This window comes from Parasphingorhabdus sp. SCSIO 66989, assembly GCF_032852305.1.
Lineage (GTDB): Bacteria > Pseudomonadota > Alphaproteobacteria > Sphingomonadales > Sphingomonadaceae > Alterisphingorhabdus > Alterisphingorhabdus coralli.
Genome location: NZ_CP136594.1, coordinates 2661696 through 2680145, shown reverse-complemented (window position 1 = coordinate 2680145; position 18450 = coordinate 2661696). Strand labels below are relative to the sequence as shown.

At 55.6% G+C, this 18450-nt stretch carries 14 protein-coding genes; 6 read left to right on the top strand and 8 right to left on the bottom strand.

The features are described 5' to 3' along the window. The 3 genes from RB602_RS12600 to RB602_RS12590 are packed head-to-tail and all read right to left on the bottom strand — an operon-like array spanning position 1 to position 2268. Positions 1-918: an alpha/beta hydrolase gene (locus RB602_RS12600; RefSeq protein WP_317080938.1), complete on the bottom strand. Its 918-nt coding sequence runs from the start codon at positions 916-918 to the stop codon at positions 1-3. Next, positions 919-1452 carry a DUF6841 family protein gene (locus tag RB602_RS12595; protein WP_317080937.1) on the bottom strand — a complete coding sequence of 178 codons (534 nt, stop codon included), beginning with the start codon at positions 1450-1452 and terminating at the stop codon, positions 919-921. It abuts the gene before it with no gap. Between the two features lie 24 nt (positions 1453-1476). Then, positions 1477-2268: an enoyl-CoA hydratase/isomerase family protein gene (locus RB602_RS12590; RefSeq protein WP_317080936.1), complete on the bottom strand. Its 792-nt coding sequence runs from the start codon at positions 2266-2268 to the stop codon at positions 1477-1479. A gap of 134 nt (positions 2269-2402) precedes the next feature. Between RB602_RS12590 and RB602_RS12585 the strand changes: the two genes are divergently transcribed. Both RB602_RS12585 and RB602_RS12580 read left to right on the top strand, forming a co-directional pair. Further along, entirely contained in the window at positions 2403-3719 is a 1317-nt protein-coding gene (locus RB602_RS12585) for an NADH:flavin oxidoreductase/NADH oxidase family protein (protein ID WP_317080935.1), read from the top strand. Beyond that, positions 3716-4828 (top strand): MBL fold metallo-hydrolase, encoded by a 1113-nt coding sequence (locus RB602_RS12580; protein WP_317080934.1) that lies wholly within the window; start codon positions 3716-3718, stop codon positions 4826-4828. Before RB602_RS12585 ends, RB602_RS12580 begins: the two co-directional genes overlap by 4 nt. A gap of 101 nt (positions 4829-4929) precedes the next feature. Here RB602_RS12580 and RB602_RS12575 read toward each other — a convergent pair whose 3' ends face one another. From RB602_RS12575 to RB602_RS12560, 4 genes are all read right to left on the bottom strand, one after another. After that, a complete protein-coding gene (locus tag RB602_RS12575) occupies positions 4930-6402 on the bottom strand; it encodes an efflux transporter outer membrane subunit (protein ID WP_317080933.1) in 1473 nt (490 codons plus the stop codon). Continuing rightward, positions 6399-9599 (bottom strand): efflux RND transporter permease subunit, encoded by a 3201-nt coding sequence (locus tag RB602_RS12570; RefSeq protein ID WP_317080932.1) that lies wholly within the window; start codon positions 9597-9599, stop codon positions 6399-6401. Before RB602_RS12570 ends, RB602_RS12575 begins: the two co-directional genes overlap by 4 nt. Next, a complete protein-coding gene (locus tag RB602_RS12565) occupies positions 9596-10711 on the bottom strand; it encodes an efflux RND transporter periplasmic adaptor subunit (RefSeq protein WP_317080931.1) in 1116 nt (371 codons plus the stop codon). The genes RB602_RS12570 and RB602_RS12565 overlap by 4 nt, the downstream gene beginning before the upstream one ends. A gap of 545 nt (positions 10712-11256) precedes the next feature. Continuing rightward, a complete protein-coding gene (locus RB602_RS12560; protein WP_317080930.1) occupies positions 11257-12642 on the bottom strand; it encodes a Rieske 2Fe-2S domain-containing protein in 1386 nt (461 codons plus the stop codon). A gap of 445 nt (positions 12643-13087) precedes the next feature. On the opposite strand from RB602_RS12560, the gene RB602_RS12555 reads away from it, so the two are divergent. Both RB602_RS12555 and RB602_RS12550 read left to right on the top strand, forming a co-directional pair. Continuing rightward, entirely contained in the window at positions 13088-15409 is a 2322-nt protein-coding gene (locus tag RB602_RS12555; RefSeq protein ID WP_317080929.1) for a TonB-dependent receptor, read from the top strand. Positions 15410-15448: 39 nt separating this feature from the next. Further along, on the top strand, positions 15449-16417 hold the full coding sequence (locus RB602_RS12550; RefSeq protein ID WP_317080928.1) for a PDR/VanB family oxidoreductase: 969 nt from the start codon (positions 15449-15451) through the stop codon (positions 16415-16417). A gap of 9 nt (positions 16418-16426) precedes the next feature. Here RB602_RS12550 and RB602_RS12545 read toward each other — a convergent pair whose 3' ends face one another. After that, the gene (locus tag RB602_RS12545) at positions 16427-17257 is read right to left on the bottom strand and encodes a helix-turn-helix domain-containing protein (protein WP_317080926.1); all 831 of its coding nucleotides are present in this window, start codon (positions 17255-17257) and stop codon (positions 16427-16429) included. A 222-nt stretch (positions 17258-17479) separates the two neighbouring features. On the opposite strand from RB602_RS12545, the gene RB602_RS12540 reads away from it, so the two are divergent. After that, positions 17480-18010, top strand: coding sequence for a redoxin domain-containing protein (locus RB602_RS12540; protein WP_317080925.1), 531 nt, complete (start codon positions 17480-17482; stop codon positions 18008-18010). 5 nt (positions 18011-18015) lie between these two features. Continuing rightward, positions 18016-18393 carry a nuclear transport factor 2 family protein gene (locus RB602_RS12535; protein WP_317080924.1) on the top strand — a complete coding sequence of 126 codons (378 nt, stop codon included), beginning with the start codon at positions 18016-18018 and terminating at the stop codon, positions 18391-18393. Positions 18394-18450 lie beyond the last annotated feature (57 nt).

Genomic DNA, 18450 nt, shown 5'->3' with positions numbered 1-18450 from the left:
TCACAAATGCTTCTGAAACCAGTCATGCGCTAGCTGGCAGCTACGCTCATAACCGTCAAAATAGATGCCGTAATGGTCGATATCAGGGATCACCTCGTAATAGGTTTCAATGCCCCGTGCTTTCAGCTTGGTATGCGCCGCCGCGCCGCTTTCAGCTATGTCAAACAATTCCTCGTTGGCCGCGTCCAGGATTAGTGTCGGAACAGAGATAGTGTTGGCCTTATCAGCAACCTTGAACTGGGCGAGCCGGGCAAAATGCGGCGTACCCTTCAAACCTGGCAGGGCATCCTCGGATTGCGGGATAGGGTCAAAGTCGCCACGCGCAATCTGGATGGCGCGGGCCTTGCCATGCTCGGCCATCGGTGGCGGGGCATTAAACACTGCCGGAACCTGTATAGCGAGTGCTTTGACCCGCTCATCCTCTCCAGCGACATAGAATGCGGTACCACCACCGAAACTGGTCCCCCATGCGCCCAAGCGTTCTGGGTCAACATTGGGTTCGCCTTCCAGATAATCCAAAGCGGCGCGATAGGTATCAACCCATTCGAGCGGATCGATGGAATCGCGGATCATCCGCACCTTGACCGTTGCTTCGCCGTTTTCATCAGGCTCGGGCAGCGGTTCAGCGGCTATCAGACGGCCCTGAGAATTCCCCCAACTGGTGTGGGTGAACGTCAAGGCAATCATTCCTGACGCGGCAAAGCGCGCTGCATAGCGTCCGGGGGTTTCCTTGTCGCCGCCCATACCATGCGACATCGCGACCGCTGGCACTTTCTGGTTATCAGTAAGATCTTGCGGACGATAAATATCGGCATCAATTGCCAAACCTCTGGCCCAGAAGGTGATTTTTTTGCGCTCTACGCCCTCAGGGACAATGATCGGCGGATAGATAATCGGCGCTTCGTCTGTGCCGGCCATTTACGCCTCCTGCTTCACGGGAGCGGACCATGCGCCGTCAATGGTGTCACCATCGAGCGCAGCATCGGTCGCGCGGCTATGCACGCCGACAACTTTCCATTTTCCGTCAAACTTGGCGCACTCAAAATGTACAACAAAGCGTTGAATTTCGCTTTCATCAGGCGCACGACGCGACCAGATGACTTCAATCGCACCGCCTGTATTATTATAGGCTCGAACCTTTCTGTCCGGCACATGGGTATGCGAATAGCCGCCCGCTTTCAGCATCTCATGCTGCACAGCAAGGAATTGAATGACATCTTCCCCGTCAAGCAGCCACAGCGCCAGCGCTGGCTGGTCATTGGTGACGAACATCGGCGTGCCCCAATATTCCAGGATGAATTCCGGGCCATCCTTGCGTTTCCCGGCGCCAACCTCGACCCAATGGTTGAAATACACTTCGAAAAACCAATGCTCGAGTTCCTTGCAGATCGCGGCATCATCAAAGGGTGCCACATCCGTGCTCGCCATGGCTCTAGCCAGATCAATTGCCATTTCCTTGCTCCTGCTCAGTTTTGTTTATTGACCTTTGAAAGGGAATTTGGGCCGGGGTTCTCCGGCTTCAACTGCGGCTATGGCTGCAGGCAGATGGTCCTGCAGGTCGGCGCTGGCATGGATGTCTTCGGCCATTTGCGGGATCATCGCATCGGCAGCGGCGACCCCGGATGTGGACCATGCGCGGAGCAGTTTCTTGTGCGCAGCATGCGCCAAGGTGGCTCCGCTTGCCAGCTTTTCGACCCATGATTCTGCGGTATCTGCAAGCTCATCCGATGGGACGCATTGATTGACGAGGCCCAGATCAAGCGCCCGCTGGGCTTCGATCATCTCGGCAGTGTAAGCCCATTCCAGAGCGCGACCGCGGCCGATCCGGTCCGCCACACGCTGTACGCCGCCCAAAAAGGTGAAAACACCGATCGTTGCTTCGGAATGACCAAAGCGAGCATTATCGGCAGCGATGATGATGTCGGCCCTCAATGCCAGCTCATAGCCGCCGCCGCTGCATTGGCCCTGAACCGCAGCGATGGTTGGGAAGGGAAAATCCTCGAATGTATTGGTGAGTTGAAGCGCTTGTTCCAGCGTTGCACCAAAATCCTTATGGCTGATATTCTGCCAATTGCGAATATCTCCACCCCAGCTGAAGTCTGGTCCGGTGGCTGAAAGCAGCAGGGCGCGGGTGTCATTGCGTCCGGCAACATCCATGATTGCGGCTGTCAGACCCGCTACCAGTTCATTACCGATCCGGTTTTGTGGTGGTGAGTTGAGGGTGATCCTCGCAACGCCGTTCTCATGCACATATTCTACCGCAGCCATATTTTGTCTCCTGCTCAATACGGTTGCATAATAAAAGTATTGGTTCTATAAAGCAACTATAAATTCGCATTTAGCTTTCCAAAGAGCAGATGCGCGCTGTGTTCCGAGGGGTTACAAGCAAAACAGAGGATAGAATGGGCGCTATGCTGGATGCAGAATTGAAGCTTCCCTGCGGGGTGATCATACCGAATCGGCTTGCCAAAGCGGCGATGACAGAAGGGTTGGCCACGCCAGATGGTCGGCCCACGCCAGAGCTTGAACGCCTTTATGGCATCTGGTCCGATGGCGGGGCTGGCCTTTTGCTGAGCGGCAATGTCATTGTCGACAAAGACCATCTTGAGCGCCCCGGCAATGTCGTCATCGAGGCCGAACCCGATGGAGATATGAAAAATCGTCTGAGGCGCTGGGCGCAGGCAGCAACGCGCAGTGGCAATCAGTTCTGGGCCCAGATCAGCCATGGCGGACGCCAGACCCAGAAAGTCGTTAATCCGACGCCAAAGTCTTCCTCAGATGTTGCTCTGGATTTGCCGGGAGGATTGTTCGGCACGCCGTCACCGCTCTCGGTCGATGAAATTGCTGATTTAGTTACACGCTGGGCAATAGCGGCACGCGCATGTCAGGAAGCCGGGTTTACGGGAGTGGAGATTCATGGCGCGCATGGCTATCTGATCTCACAATTCCTGTCACCGCGGGTCAACCATCGCACTGATGACTATGGTGGCACGCTGGAAAACCGTGCGCGCTTTCTGCTTGAGATTGTCGCCGCTGTGCGTGAGGCGGTTGGACCAGAATTCCCGGTATCGGTAAAGCTCAACAGTGCCGATTTTCAGAAGGGCGGTTTCAATTTTGAAGACAGCCTTGCTGTTGTGGAATGGCTTGAGGCGGCATCGGTGGATCTGATCGAGATATCCGGCGGCACCTATGAGCAACCCAAGCTTGCAGGCAAAGAAGGCATTGAACCGGAAGAAAAGCAGAATGTCGCGCAATCCACGGCGGCGCGCGAAGCCTATTTTGTCGATTTTGCAAAGGCGATGCAGGCTAAAGTCCAGATACCATTGATGGTGACGGGCGGCTTTCGTACGCGTCAGGCGATGGAGCAGGCGCTGGAATCGGGCGCGGCCGACCTGATCGGTCTTGCACGCCCGATGTGCCTGATGACTGATGCGCCGCAACAGCTTCTGGACGGAATGGACACCCTGCCGCGCTATGAGGATGATCTGGGGCTTCTGCCCAATTGGCTGGGCTTTCTGCGTCGGTTCAAGATGATGAAGGCAATGGACGGGTTTGCCGGGATATACTGGTTTTATCAGCAATTATGGATGCTCGGCCATGAGGGCAGGGTGGATGCTCGTTACCCCGTGCTCAAGGCTTTCAGGACGGTTGATCGACGCAATCAGTCCATCATGGCAGCGCGGAAGCTTATGGCCAACGCCGTGGGAGATCCGCAATGACAATCAAACGAGTCTTGACCTTAGTCTCCATCCCGGTGCTTCTGTTCGTCGCCTTTCTTATCGGACTTGCGGTCTGGGTCAGCGGCGGCAGCGGCCAGAATGCATCGGACTTCATTCCTGAGGAATTGGATAACACCCCATATCGCACTTACGAGGCAGTGGTGCCGGACAGCCCGCTCACGCTGCGTCATTTTGTTTCGGAGCTAGAGGAGATCAACGTCTCTTCGAGCATGATCATGGGCGAGCGCGAGATGGTTCTGGTCGCTACCCAGGCGACAAAGCTCGCTGCCGAACGCTTGGCAGATGAAATCGAAAAGACCGGACTGAACCTGTCCATCGTTTATCTCGGACATGCCCATCTCGACCATTCGCAAGGCGCAAGCGTCTTGAAGCGGCGTTTTCCCAAAGCCCGGTTTCTGGCAGCGCCCAGAGTGTCCGAATTGCAGAAATTGCGCATGGGAAGCGATGATGAGCGGGCAATCGGGCGATTTGGCGACAATGCCGCAGTCCCATCGGTTCCCTTTGAACCGCTGGATAGCAAAGTCATTATGCTGGAAGGTCGGGAGATTCAGCTTTGGCATGACCATTATGGCGATGTCGGGCTAGGCCATCATGATGAACCGCATACGGTGGTCTATATTCCCGATCTCAAGGCGCTGCTCCCCAATGATATTCTCTATTATGATGCCCATATAATGATGGGTGGAAGCACCCCGGAAAACCGCGCCAAATGGAAGGCCCAGATACGCGAATGGATGAAGATGGATATTGCGGTGGCCATACCCGGCCATGTGCCCCGTAAATCCACTGCGCATATGACCCCGAAAGGCGTTTTTGAGCACAGCCTAAATTATATCGAAGCATATGAGGAAGCGCTGGCATCTAGCGAGACTTCAGAACAGGTCATCAACAAGATGCTGCAGCGCTACCCCGGGATGGAGCACACTTCGGCCCTATACATGGGAACCTACATAAATTTCCAAGAGATACACAAGCTAATGAACAATCCACGCTTGGAGCTGGTGGCGAGTTATCTCCCATCTGACTTTGTGCGATGGGCGGATCAACAGCTTTTTGAGGCCAGCAAGGATGCGGCCAATCCGCACTAATCGGAGTCAAATATAACAACACTGGTCGGACCATGTCAGAAAACTGGAGTAGACAATCCAAGGATCTAAACTGACCGCACTTGCCTAAACCATCCAATTGTTTACTGCGATTTAGCTTCCGCCTCAGCTTGTGTTTGCCATCCACCTCCCAAGGCGCGATAGATTGCTATCTCTTGGAGTGTGGCCTCCACCTCGCTCACCACGCGCGCGTCTTCGCTGATTAGAGCAACACGTTCGGCGTCGAGCACAGCAAGGAAGTCATCAATGCCATTGTCATAGCGCAGCCGCGCCAATCGCGCTGCCTCGCGGGTAGCGTCACGGGCTTCCCCCAACTGCTCGCGGCGGAGCAGCTCATTGCCATAGAGAGTAAGCGCGTTTTCGGTCTCCTCAAAGGCCAGCAGGACCGTCTGTTCATAACGCGCTGCCGCGGCTTCGGCGCGGGCACCGGCTTCTTTTACCCGGGCGCGGATGCGGGTGAAGTCGAGCAGATTCCAGATGAGTTGCGGGCCGAGCGTGAATTGCAATGCCGAACTTTGCAGTAGATTGCCGGTTGTGTTTGATTGAAAGCCGCCGCTGCCGACAAGGCTGACCGTGGGGAAATAGTCGGCTGTCTGGATGCCGATATCCGCCGTCGCTGCGGCCAGTTCGCGCTCGGCAGCGCGGATATCGGGGCGGCGGCGGAAGAGGTCGGCCGGGCTGCCGACACCGATCAAGGTTGGCATTCTCGGAATCGGCATGGACGGGCTGAGTTCTTCGCGCAGCGCTGTCGGCCCATCACCAGTGAGAACACCAAGGCGGTGCGCCTGCACATCAAATTCAGCTTTCAGCGGCGGAATAGTCGCAAGCGTATTGGCGAGTTGCCCACGGGCGCGCTCAACGTCCAGCTTAGTGCCACGCCCACCACGCAGAAGTACCTGTGTCAGCTTGAAGCTGTCCTCCTGATTAGCGGCATTACGTTCGGCAACGGCCAGCCGCTTCTGCGCCCCGCGCAGCGCGACATAAGCCGTTGCTACCTCGGCGGCGACGCTGACCAACAGATCGTCGCGCACCGCTTCAGCGGCTTCGGCACGGGTGCGCGCCGCCTGCACCCCGCGACGGATGCGGCCAAACAGGTCAATCTCCCAGCGGGTATCGGCACCAATGGCGTATAGATCCTGATCAGGTATGGAAAAATCATCACCCTGTCCGCCAAAAATCAGCGCCTCTTCGGAAAAGCGCTGGCGAGTATAGGAGGCATTCAGGCCACCCCCGGGAAGGAATTCCTGCTGGCTACCCTGCAACACCGCACGTGAGGCGCGCAGATTGGCGCGGGCTTCGGCAAGGTTGCGGTTATTGTCAAAGGCGCGGGCAATAAGCGCGTCGAGTTGCGGGTCGCCAAGCTTTTTCCACCACAGCTCCACCGGCTGATCCGAGGTTGCAGTGGCGATCGCGGCACGGGTGAAGACCTCGCGATTAAGCTCCGCCATTTTCGGCGGGCCTTTATAGTCCGGGCCAACCAGACAGGCGCTGGTAAGCAAGGCAAGGCCGGACACAAGCGCCAGCCGTGCAGCGAGAAGAGCCGGATGCGCCGTCATTCTGCCGGCTCCGCTGCCGGGCTATCAGCCGGCCGGTCCGGCTCTGCTTTGTCTTTGGGGTCGGCGTCACTCTTGCCACCGCGCGCGGCCAAGCTGCGGCATAGCACATAGAAAGCAGGCGTCAGGAAAAGCCCAAAAATGGTGACGCCGAGCATGCCGAAGAACACCGCTGTACCCAGCGCCTGTCGCATCTCGAACCCGGCCCCGCTGGCCGTCATCAGCGGCACCACACCGAGGATGAAGGCAAAGCTGGTCATCAGGATCGGGCGCAGGCGCAGCTTCGCGGCTTCAACCGCGGCGGCAAAGCGGTTCAGCCCGCCATCCTCACGCTGCTTGGCGAATTCGACGATCAGGATTGCGTTTTTCGACGCCAGGCCGACCAGCACCACCAGCCCGATCTGGGTCAGAATATTGTTATCGATACCGCGCAGCCCAACGCCGACAATCGCCGAAAGCAGACACATGGGCACAATCAGGATGATCGCCAGCGGCAACAGCCAGCTCTCATATTGCGCCGCGAGCACCAGAAAGACGATGACGACAGCAAAGACGAAAACCAGAGATGCCGTCGATCCGGCGCTAACCTCCTGATAGGCAAGTCCCGTCCATTCAAAGGAAAAGCCATCGGGCAGCGTGCTTTCGGCGAGTTCTTCCATGGCCGATATCGCTTCGCCCGAGCTCACACCGGGCGCGGCCGAGGCATCGATTTCTGCGGCGGGGAAGAGATTATAGCGCGGCTGGCGCGAAGGGCCGGTAATGTCGCGATAATTCACCACGCTGCCTATTGGCACCATTTCGCCGGTATCGGCATTGCGCGCGCGCAGCCGCGAGATATCCTCGCGCTGCATACGATAGGGCGCATCGGCCTGGGCGCTGACGCGATAGGTCCGGCCCAGATAATTGAAATCATTGACAAAGGCGGAACCCAGAAACACCTCAAGCGTGCTGAACACATCGGAAATCGGCACGCCCAACTGCTGCGCCTTCACCCGGTCAATATCGAGATAAAGCTGCGGCGTCGCGGTTTCATAAGAGGCAAAGACATTGATCAGGCGCGGATCCTGATTGGCGGCAGCGATCAGCGATTGGGTCGCATTATTGAGCTCGCCACTGCCGCGACCGGCGCGATCCTGTACCATCATCCGCACACCACCGGCATTGCCGATGCCGCGCACTGCAGGCGGTGCGATAACAATGATAAACGCCTCGTCAATTGCCTGCAGCTTCTGGTTAAGCTGGGCCAACAGTTCGACCGCGCCTTCGCGTTCGTCAAATTCATCCATCACCGCAAAAATGGCGCCTGCATTGGGCGCATTGGTAAAGGTCGCTCCGCTGAACCCAGCAAATCCGGCGGTGTTGTGAAAGCCGGGTGTCTCCAGAATGATATCGGTGGCGCGGCGCAAAACCGTATCGGTGCGCGACAGGGAACTGCCCGGCGGTAACTGGATCGCGACGATGAGATAGCCCTGGTCCTGTTCCGGGATGAAACCGGTCGGAGTCTCGTTAAACCGCCACACTGTCGTTGCGATAAGCAGCGCATAGACGATCAGGATAGCGCCGGTCATACGGATCAGCTTGGCGGTGATCTTGCCATAATTCTCTGCCAGCTTGTCAAAGCTGCGGTTAAACCAGTCGAAGAAGCGGTCGAGTATGGCGGCAAAGCGGTTCTTGGCCTTGCCTTCCTCATGGCCCTCCGGCTGGAGCAATATCGCCGCCAGCGCAGGTGACAGCGTCAGGGAGTTGAAGGCAGAGATGATGGTGGCTGTCGCGATGGTCAACGCGAATTGCTGATAGAATTGCCCGGATATGCCGGTAATAAAGGCAGTCGGCACAAACACTGCAGAGAGCACCAGCGCAATGGCGATCAGCGCGCCACCGACTTCGTCCATGGTGACATGCGCCGCCTCTTTGGGCGATTTGCCACTGCGCAATTCGCGCTCGACATTTTCGACCACAACAATCGCATCATCGACGACGATACCGATAGCCAGCACCAGCCCGAACAGGCTGAGATTGTTCAATGAGAAGCCGAGCGCGCCCATGATCGCGAAGGTACCGATCAGCGACACCGGAATGGCAACAATCGGGATAATCGCAGCGCGCCAGCTTTGCAGGAAGATGAAGACGACGATGGTCACCAGGATCACCGCCTCAAAGATTGTTATGTAGACCTCATTCACCGATTCCGCGATAAATTCGGTCGGGTTGTAGATAATGTTATAGGCCAGACCATCGGGGAAATCCTGGCTCAGCTCTTCTATGGTTTCCTCAATGCCCTTGGCGGTTTGAATCGCGTTGGAACCGGGCCGCTGAAAAATGGCGATGGCCACCGCTGGTTTCTCATCAAGATAAGCGTTGGTGGAATAATCCTGAGCCCCCAATTCCACCCGCGCTATGTCGCGCACCCGGGTGAGATTGCCGCGTTCGTCGGTTTTGACGACGATACTCTCAAACTCTTCCGGCTCCTGCAAACGCCCCAGCGTCCGCACGCTAATCTGGTTGGCCGCTTCCATATCTACCGGCGGTTGGCCCAATATGCCCGATGCAACCTGTACATTTTCCGCACGCAACGCGGCGACGACATCGCTGGCGGTAATCTGCAATCCGGCCATCTTGTCAGGATCGAGCCAGATGCGCATGGAATATTCACGCGCACCGAAAATGGTGATCGAACCGACGCCATCAAGCCGCGCCAGTGTGTCGCGAATCTGCAGCAGCGCATAGTTAGAGATATAGAGCTGATCGCGGCTCTCATCTGGTGAATTGAGGTGAATGACAGTCAGCAGATCGGGCGAGCTTTTCTGGGTAATCACGCCCAGCCGTCGCACCGGCTCGGGCAGGCGGGGCTCGGCAATACTGACCCGGTTCTGCACCAGCACCTGCGCCGCATCGAGATCGGTGCCGAGCGCAAAGGTAACAGTAATTGTCAGCCGCCCATCATCGGTGGACTGGCTGTACATATAGAGCATGTCCTCAACGCCGTTGAGTTCCTGCTCAATAGGCGTTGCGACAGTGTCCGCCACAACCTCGGCCCCGGCACCGGGATAGGTGGCGGTCACGGTGATGGTGGGCGGCGCAATCTCGGGATATTGTGCTACCGGCAGATTGAAATAGGTGATTGACCCGACCAAGATGATCAGGATCGACAGCACCGCAGCGAAAATGGGGCGCTCAATGAAGAAGTGGGGAAACTTCACGATGCGTCATCCGCATCTGCCTTTTTCTCTTTCGGCTTTTGCGCGGTTGCCTTTGTCGCCTCCTTTTCCGAGGGCGGCTTCGGCACCACTTCGTTGCCCGGTCTCGCGCGCATCAGCCCACCGACAATAACCCGCTCGTCCTTGCCTAAACCGCTGCGGATAACGCGCATATTGCCTTCTTGTAGCGAACCGAGTTCGACCGGGCGCGGCACCACGACATTCTCCTTGTTGACCGTCATCACAATCTTGTTCGACTGATCCGACAAGATCGCCGCATCAGGCACCAATATCGCTTCATATTCACCTGAGCCCAGCAATTGCATCCGGCCGAACATGCCTGGCAGGAACAGCCCTTCAGCATTGTCGAACACCGCGCGCCCCTCAACCGTGCCGCTATTCGGGTCGACCCGGTTATCGACAAAGGTCATCTCGCCTTCATGGATGAACTCTTCCTCATCCTGCAGCTTCAGCCGCACCGGATTGGCAACATCGCGTGATGATGGCCGTGAGCCTTGGGAATTCTGTCGCACATATTTGAGATAGGCCGCCTCATTGGCGGTGAAGGAGAAATAGATCGGGCTCATAGAGAAGATAGTGGTCAGCAATGTCGAGGTCGGCCCGCCACCGGAGACAAGGTTGCCAACCGTCGTCTCGCGGCTGCCAACCCGCCCGGTCACTGGTGCACGAACCCGGGTGAAGCTCAGATTCAGTTGTGCCTGACGCACTGCCGCGCGCGCAGCGGCTACGCTGGTGCGCGCCTCTTTTTGCGCCTGTTGCCGGGTATCAAATTCTTCCTGGCTGATTGCCTGCTCGGCCAGCAATATTTCACCGCGTTTCAGATCTGCCCCAGCGAGATCACGCCGGGTAATCGCTCCTTCCAACGCTGCGCGCGCTTCGGCTAGGGCCGCCTCAAAAGGGCGGGCGTCAATCTGCACCAGCAAATCACCCTTGCGCACAATCGCGCCTTCACGAAAATAGATGCGCTCCAGATAACCAGAGACACGCGCCCGGACCTCAACCGCCTCTACCGCCTCAAACTGACCGGTATATTCATCCCAATCAACAATGGTGCGCGTTTCGGGTTTTTGTACCGTTACCTCCGGCGCAGGCATTCCTCCCGATTGCTCGTTGGAACATCCCCAAACCATTAAAGCAATCGTAGAAATCAGAGTAAAAACACGCCGCATAATATCCCTCTTTACACCAAGGGTGCCCCACAATCAGGGAATGCATAAGCTTTTGAAAGTCATCGTAACAACGAATCGGGACAGGCTATGCAGCGAAATTGTTAATAGCTTTCCAGGTCTTATGCAATTTTTTACAAGAGTAAATTTGAGCATTGAAGCTGAGGTTTGCGATCCGCAGGATAAGCTCAACTTACTGCGATCGGCTGCAGGCTTTTGGTATATCTTGGGCAGCAACAAGCTGGATGTGTGAAGGGTAAAGTCCTGCCTAGGGCTCGATATCTGGGATCAGCACTTGCACTGTCAGCCGTGGCGGGCGCAATCTTTGGAGCCCTATCTGGCATCAATAAGCCGAGATAGTCGACAGCACTTTCGAGGTAAAGCCTAACTTTTGCGCGCGCTTTGCAAAGGAAACCATGTGGCGCCTCAAATTCAAAAGCGCTCCGTAGGTTTCGCGTAATCGCAAATGAAAATCAGCCTGTTGCTGCCTTGACCTCAGTGTTCTTCGATACGCGATGTGCCAGCGGGTCCAAGCCCGCCTGTTTGCGTAATTCCTGCTCGGCCTTATGCGCATCTTTCATCATCTGCCGGACTTTGATGACGGCCCTATCGGTTCTGGCTAGATAGTCCTTATCCCAGCGGGCAATGCGGCCCTGTGCCATCTGCATCGGTGCATCGCCGCCAATGAAGCAGGCCATGCCGGGCAAGGCATCGGATTGCAGCGCGCGCTTGAGCGTTGTCGCCATAAATTTGGCCTTGGCCTTGCCGACTTTCTCCTCGTTGATCGATCCGATCAGCCAGGCGTTAAACGATCCGGCATTTTGCGGCACGAACCAGAAGAAAATGCCATGCACGCCGCCATCCATAAACTCTTCGCCATGGTGCACCAGATTGGGCATGAACCAGCGAATATCGTCAATCGCCTTGCTTCCGCCATGGCCACCCATATCGCGTAGTCGGGCATAAACACCGTTGCCGGGCAATTCCTCAAAGGCGACACCGCCGCCCATTTTCTGGTCGCCAAACAGATAGCAGGTACGGTGCAGACAGCCGACATGGGTCATATCCACCGTGTTGTCGAGCTGGTTGAGATAGCTATAGGGCACATTCATCATGCTGCGGATAAGGCGACCATCCTTCATCACCTCGCGGGCATGTGGCATGCTGTCGAGAAACGGTTCGGGTTCCTTGATGCCCATATAGACGAAGATGACACCGTTCACTTCTTCTGCCGGATAAGACTTTGCCTTGACCTTACCACAGGCAGGACTGTTTGGGCCGTCGGCCAAGAAAGCAACGCACTCGCCATGTTTGTTGAATGTCATGCCATGATAGCGACATGTTATGGTGCCGATCTCGACCGCATTGGTTTGGCCCAAGGATAGCAGGGGACCGCGATGCGGACAGCGGTTCTCTAGCGCACAGGGACTGCCATCCTTGTCGCGGAAAAGGACGATATTGTCCCCAAGCAGTTCCACCGCCTTATGCTCATTATGCTTGAGCTCATGGCTGAAAGCGGCAGGATACCAATATTCACGCAGGCCGAAGAAAGGAATTTCTTCCTGATATTCCTCGACATAATCCCAGGGAACTTCGCCCAGTGATTGCGGTTTTTCTGCGCTGCCATATTCCTTGAAATAGAATTCGGCCATCTGCGCCGCTTCGGACGTGAACAACTGAAGCTCAGCCTGGCCAATATCGTCCTTGTCGCTGAGGCCGAGGCGTTCTGCCATGCGCTTCATTGTGCGCTTTCTGACTGCGCTGGCACCTTGGCGGAATCTGTCCCAATAGCTGTTGGTGGGGGCGACCCGATCGAACTGCTCAGGGGTCAAACCAGCATCGGAAGGCATTGTGGCCATATGAACTATTCCTCATCTATTTGCGTCGACAATCTGCATCGGGATATCGCGCTTGTCCGTGCCAATCGTCCGGCAGATGGGAATATCGTCTTTTATCCTATTTGGTGAATTGACTGTGACAGTTCTGATAGGCTTTATTCAGGTGAAGCGGACACAGTGCCAGATAGCAAGTTTGTAGCCGCCAATTTCGACTATGGTGTATCGCAAGGGAAGATTGGCTCAATACCAATGATTTCTGGCCTGATAAACAAGAATGCGGCTATGCCAGAAGCGTCTCCTGATATGCGTCTCCATAGCAAATCAGTATGAATGAGACATTTTTAAAGTATTGGATGACATGATGCACTGCTGCCTACTCCCCGTAAAAAATAACGCTATGGGAGAGATTATCATGGGTGCATTATCCCGAATGCATCGCGCTGCGTTGCGTCTAGGAGTGGCTTCAGTGGCGTTGACCACTGGAGCTATGGCACAGGACGTTTCGGGCGAGGTGTCTGAGAACGATCAGGATGACAGCGAACCGGTTATCGTTGTTACAGCGCAAAAGCGAGAGCAAGGTCTTGCCGAAGTCCCGATCTCTATTGCCGCGGTTGACGAGGCGACAATCATCGCGGCGGGCGCCGATGATGCGGCTTCGGTGGCCAATCTTATCCCAAATTTCAATGTCTATGAGGGGTTTGACCGGTCCGAGGTTGCGATCAATGTGCGCGGGCTGACGTCGAGCACAAGTAACCCCGGTATTGACCCCAGTGTCGGCTTTTTTGTCGACGGCGTGTATATTGCACGGCCTGCTGCGCTGACCGGTAAGTTGACCGACATATCCCGCTTTGAGGTGCTTCGCGGACCGCAAGGCACTCTATACGGTCGGAATACCTCGGCTGGCGCGGTCAACATATACACCAACGAACCGTCCAAGGACTTGGAAACGTCATTCTATGCCAGCTATGGCAGCTATGATCTGGTAGATTTGCGCGGGCGTATTTCCGGTCAGCTTGCTGATGGTATTGGGGCATCGGTTTCCGGCTTTTATGGTCGGCAGGACAGTTTTCTCAACGATGAGGTCACAGGGGACCCAATCGGCGAAAGCGAAGATTATGGCATCCGCGCCAAATTCGTCATTGAAGCTGCGCCCAATTTTGAACTGAAACTGATCGGGGACTACTCCAACGCGACCACCAATGCGTCACGTCTGGTTGAGGTTTTTAACAAGGATCAGAATGATGTAGCCGCGGTTCTTCAGGCCGCCCAGACCAATCCGCAGCTGGCCGGTTTTGTCAGGGCGGTGCGCAATGTTGAGCTGCCGTTCAGCCGCGATACTGGCCGTGGCGGACCCGAAGCGGATGACCTTGAACAATATGGCGTTTCACTCGAAGCCAATTGGGATATTGGTCGGATCACCCTGACCTCGATAACCGCCTATAGGGAGTCGGAAGATTTCGCCTCAGTCGATCCTGATTTCTCTGCTGCCGATCTGTTTCTGACATCGGTGCGCAATGAGGATGAACAGTTTTCGCAGGAACTGCGGATAGCCAATAATGAAAGCTTTGGCCGCTTCGATTTCCTGTTGGGATTATTCTATTTTGACTCCAGCTTTGAGACCGATACGCAAACAGAATTTGGCGTGCCACTGTTCGGCGGTTTCAACGCGATGATGCCGCCCAACCCGATCACGACTCCGCAAAGCGCGAATTCGGTTGCCAGCGTGTCTACAGAGGCGTTCGCCGCATTCGGGCAGTTGTCCTATGAGATTATTGATGATCTCACTTTGACCTATGGCTTTCGTTACAACAATGAAACCAAGGACGGTGTGATCAATCAGGACCCGGATCCCGGTGTTAATGCCGGTAGCGGCATTCCCTTTCCGTTACAGTTCCCGACACTTCTTGGTCTCACCGATACTGTCGAGAATGAAGACTGGATCAACATGGCCAGTCTCAACTATCAGATCAGCCCGAACAGTAATATTTATGCGACCTATTCGGAAGGTTTGAAAGCAGGCGGCATCAATGCCAGCATCCTGCTGAATGCCAATGGCCTGACTTTTGATAAGGAAACGTCGACCAGCTACGAGATCGGCTACCGCAATGTCTTTGACAATGGAATGCGGCTCAATGTGGCTGTCTTCTACACCAATTTCGAAAATCTTCAGGTTCAGACCTTTGACCCCACAAATCCTGCGAACATTATCGTGGTCAATGCTGGTGAGGCAGAAGTATGGGGTATCGAAGGCGATTTCTTCTGGCCGATCACCGATGGCCTGAAGTTGAACCTCGCTGCAGCCTATAACAATTCGCAATATATCGATACCACATTCCCCGGCAGTCAGGCGGCGCAGATACCGCAGATTCCGGGCGTTGATCTGTTCCTGCCTGCGGTCAATGATGTGGATGGCGAAGCACTGAGCCGGGCGCCAGAAGTGACAATTTCAGGCGGCCTGCAATATGACTTCGCCTTGACCGGAAACCTCAACGCCAGCCTGCGCAGCGATGTGGTGTACACCAGCTCACAAAATCTCGATCCCATACTTAGTCCAGAAGCCGAGATCGGCGCTTTTACCATCGTCAATCTGCGCGCAGCTATCTCCACTTCCGATGATCAATGGGAGTTTGCAGTATTTGCGCGCAACCTGTTTGATGAGGATTATTACAGTCAGATCATCGCCAGTCCAGGTGCCGCCGGCCTGATCGTAGACCCCGAGATCGCGACATTTTTCGGTGTGCAGGGCGCGCCGCGTGTCATCGGTCTAGAGGTACGCAAGGCATTCTAAACCGGGCCTTTTGTCAAGATTAGCGGAGAGAACTGTATCGTGTCCGATCTTTTGCAAGCTAATGTGGTTGCCAAGGAAGCCGTGGCCGAAAATACATATGCTTTCACTCTGGAAGCGGCACAGGGTGGCAAGGCCATTTCGCGCATGGCCGGCGCGCATATCGACGTTCACCTTCCCAGCGGTCTGGTGCGGCAATACTCGCTGACTGGCCTGAAACGCGACGTTCCGCATCAGCTCTCCATCGCGGTGCTGCGCGAAGAGACGGGTGAAGGCGGTTCGCGTGAGCTGTGCGACAAGATACAAACAGGTGATACGCTTTCCATATCTGCGCCGCGTAACACATTTGCGCTCGATCATGGCCGTGATGCCTATCATCTGCTGGCGGGCGGCATAGGGCTAACCCCGATCTTGCATATGGCGATAGAACTTGCCGAACTGGGTAAGCCATTCATGCTCGACATTTGTGCGCGCAGCGAGAGTACCATTCCATTTCGCGATTTTCTGTCCAGACCGGAATTCGCGGGCAGGGTGCGCTATCATCTAAGCCAAGGTCCCAATGCCGCGCGGCTTGATCTTGCAGACTATATTGCAGGAATGCCGAGCGGAGTGCAGCTTTATGCCTGTGGCCCGGGCCGCATGCTTGACGAACTGGCACAGCTGACAAGCGACTGGGGCATGGAAAGACTACGTACCGAACGGTTTGAAAATACCGTGGAAGAACTGTCAGCCGAGGACAGCGGCAGCTTTACTGTCGAACTGGCCCGCTCGGGCAAGAGCTTCTCGGTCCCTGAAGACAAGTCGATCCTCGAAATGATTAATGAACTGGGGGTGTCGCGAGACTCTTCCTGTCTGGAAGGCGTATGCGGCACCTGCATTACCGATGTCGTTTCCGGTGACATCATCCACCGCGACGCCTGTCTTTATGATGAGGAAAAGGCTGCCAACAGCGCTATGGCGGTATGCGTATCGCGCGGCAAGCCGGGCTGTACAATAGTGCTTGATTTATAGCAGCTAGCGCTAGGGTTCTGCCCGCCTGCGATATACAGCCGGGCTCACCCCATAGCGCTTGCGAAAGGCTTTGGCGAAAGCGGAGTCAGTTTCATATCCGACGGCCACTGCCGCCTGCGATACGGTTATCTGGTCCTTTGACAGCAGTCTGGCGGCAAGCCCGAGCCGATGGTCAGACACATAAGCCATGGGACTTTTGCCGGTTGCCGTACGGAAGCGCTCCGAGAAACTGGACCGAGAAAGCCCGGCCGTTGTCGCCAAATCCTGAAGGCTGAGCAAAGCTTCCGGATTCTCGTGTATCTTGTTGATAGCACGCCGAATCTGTGGATCGGAAGCAGCATTAGCCATGCTTAGCCCAGCACTTTCATAATCTGAGATAACGCCTTCAAGAAAGATACCCGCCGCAACTTCAGCAAGCCGCCTCAACTTCGCCTGCCTGTTTGTTGATGCGTTAAGAGCGTGATGCCGGATCAGGCTGAGCAGAAGGTCCAGTCGACCGCATTCGCGTTGCCTTTCAGGTTTGTAATGAATGATATCCGGCACAATATCAGGCAACGGATTGGCTGTTGTGGGCACGCGACAGCAGAAGAGCCGCGACAACGTGCCACTTTTTTGTGGCGTGGTTTCAAATGGTGGTTCTAGCCGTCCTCGACGGGTCGGTCTGGCTCCGGGCAAGCGCAGTGAATGTGCGGTGCCGCGCGGGATGGCCATGATATCGTCAACCGTGGCAGCTACTTTCTCTTCTCCCACAGTGAAAAGCAACTCATCGCTAAGTGGAATATAGAGGGCCGAGAAAGGCTGTGCCGGAACCTCGTAGGACACATTCGATTCAAGCAGCATGTCTCCGGCATCGATAAAGGGGACGCGGACTGATGGCACCCGTTTGGATTCTGGACCCGGCAAACAATACCTTTCTTGCATATTGGGTGTTTTTAGAAGGTATTAGACCGTATAGCACGTCACGCATAGAAGGTCTTTACAGTATGTTGTGAGCGCACAGAGCCATGTCGAACATGGGTCTTGCTGCCGCTAAATCTAGGCATTGCTGAAGGGCTCTACTGTATGACGACGCATACAACGCTACTACCGGGTCAACCATCGCCTGATCTGATGCTGGATAGGGTGGGGGGTGGCCATTGGTCTTTGCGCGAATCCACCGCCGAACGCATGGTCTTGATCGATTTTTATCGCGGCTTGCACTGCCCACGGTGTAAGCTGCATGTTATTGATATCAAGAACAAGTTGGCGCGCTTTGCGGATCGTGGTGTCGCGTGCGTGGCGATATCCATGGACGAACGGCAACGCGCAGAGAGCGCGGTGTCCCAATGGGGTCTGGAGGGTCTGGATGTGGGCTATGGCCTGAGCGAGGAACAAGCGCGTAGCTGGGGGCTTTATCTTACCGATTCCATCAATGAGCGTGAACCGCGCCGCTTCAGCGAGCCAGCGATCATCATGGTCGACAGCCGCAACTGGCAGATTTACAGCGCGGTTTATGGCACCAACCCCTTTAACCGCGTGCATGCTGCGGATATTCTGGAAGGATTTGATGCGATGCTGGCGCGTGATTATCCGCCGCGCGGTTCAGTGGTTTGATACCGATGCTGTCACGTGCGGCCATGGTTCGGATCGCGATAGACCAGTATTTCGCAACCATCGACAAGGACAGCATAAAAGAGACACTTGGCTTTTTTCGACCCGATGCCAGCTTTACGCTTTATCCCAGTGGTCGTGTTTTCACCGGCCATAAGCAAATAGCGGACATGTATGCTGGCGTGTTTGCGCGCCATGAGCGGATTGACCGTGAAATATTGGAGGTCGCTGCCGACACCGAGACGGGCACGCTTTGCGCATCGTTTAAGGCAATGGCCTATCCCAAGGATCGACCGCCAATGACAATGCACAATGTCAATTTCTGGCGGTTCGAAGGCAGGCAATTCGCGTGGGTAAAGGTCTATAGCAGCGATCGCGCATTATGAGGCGCTGCTGTGCCCAGCTCTGCGGCTGATACCGTTCTGGCATGGCGTTGACGCTTT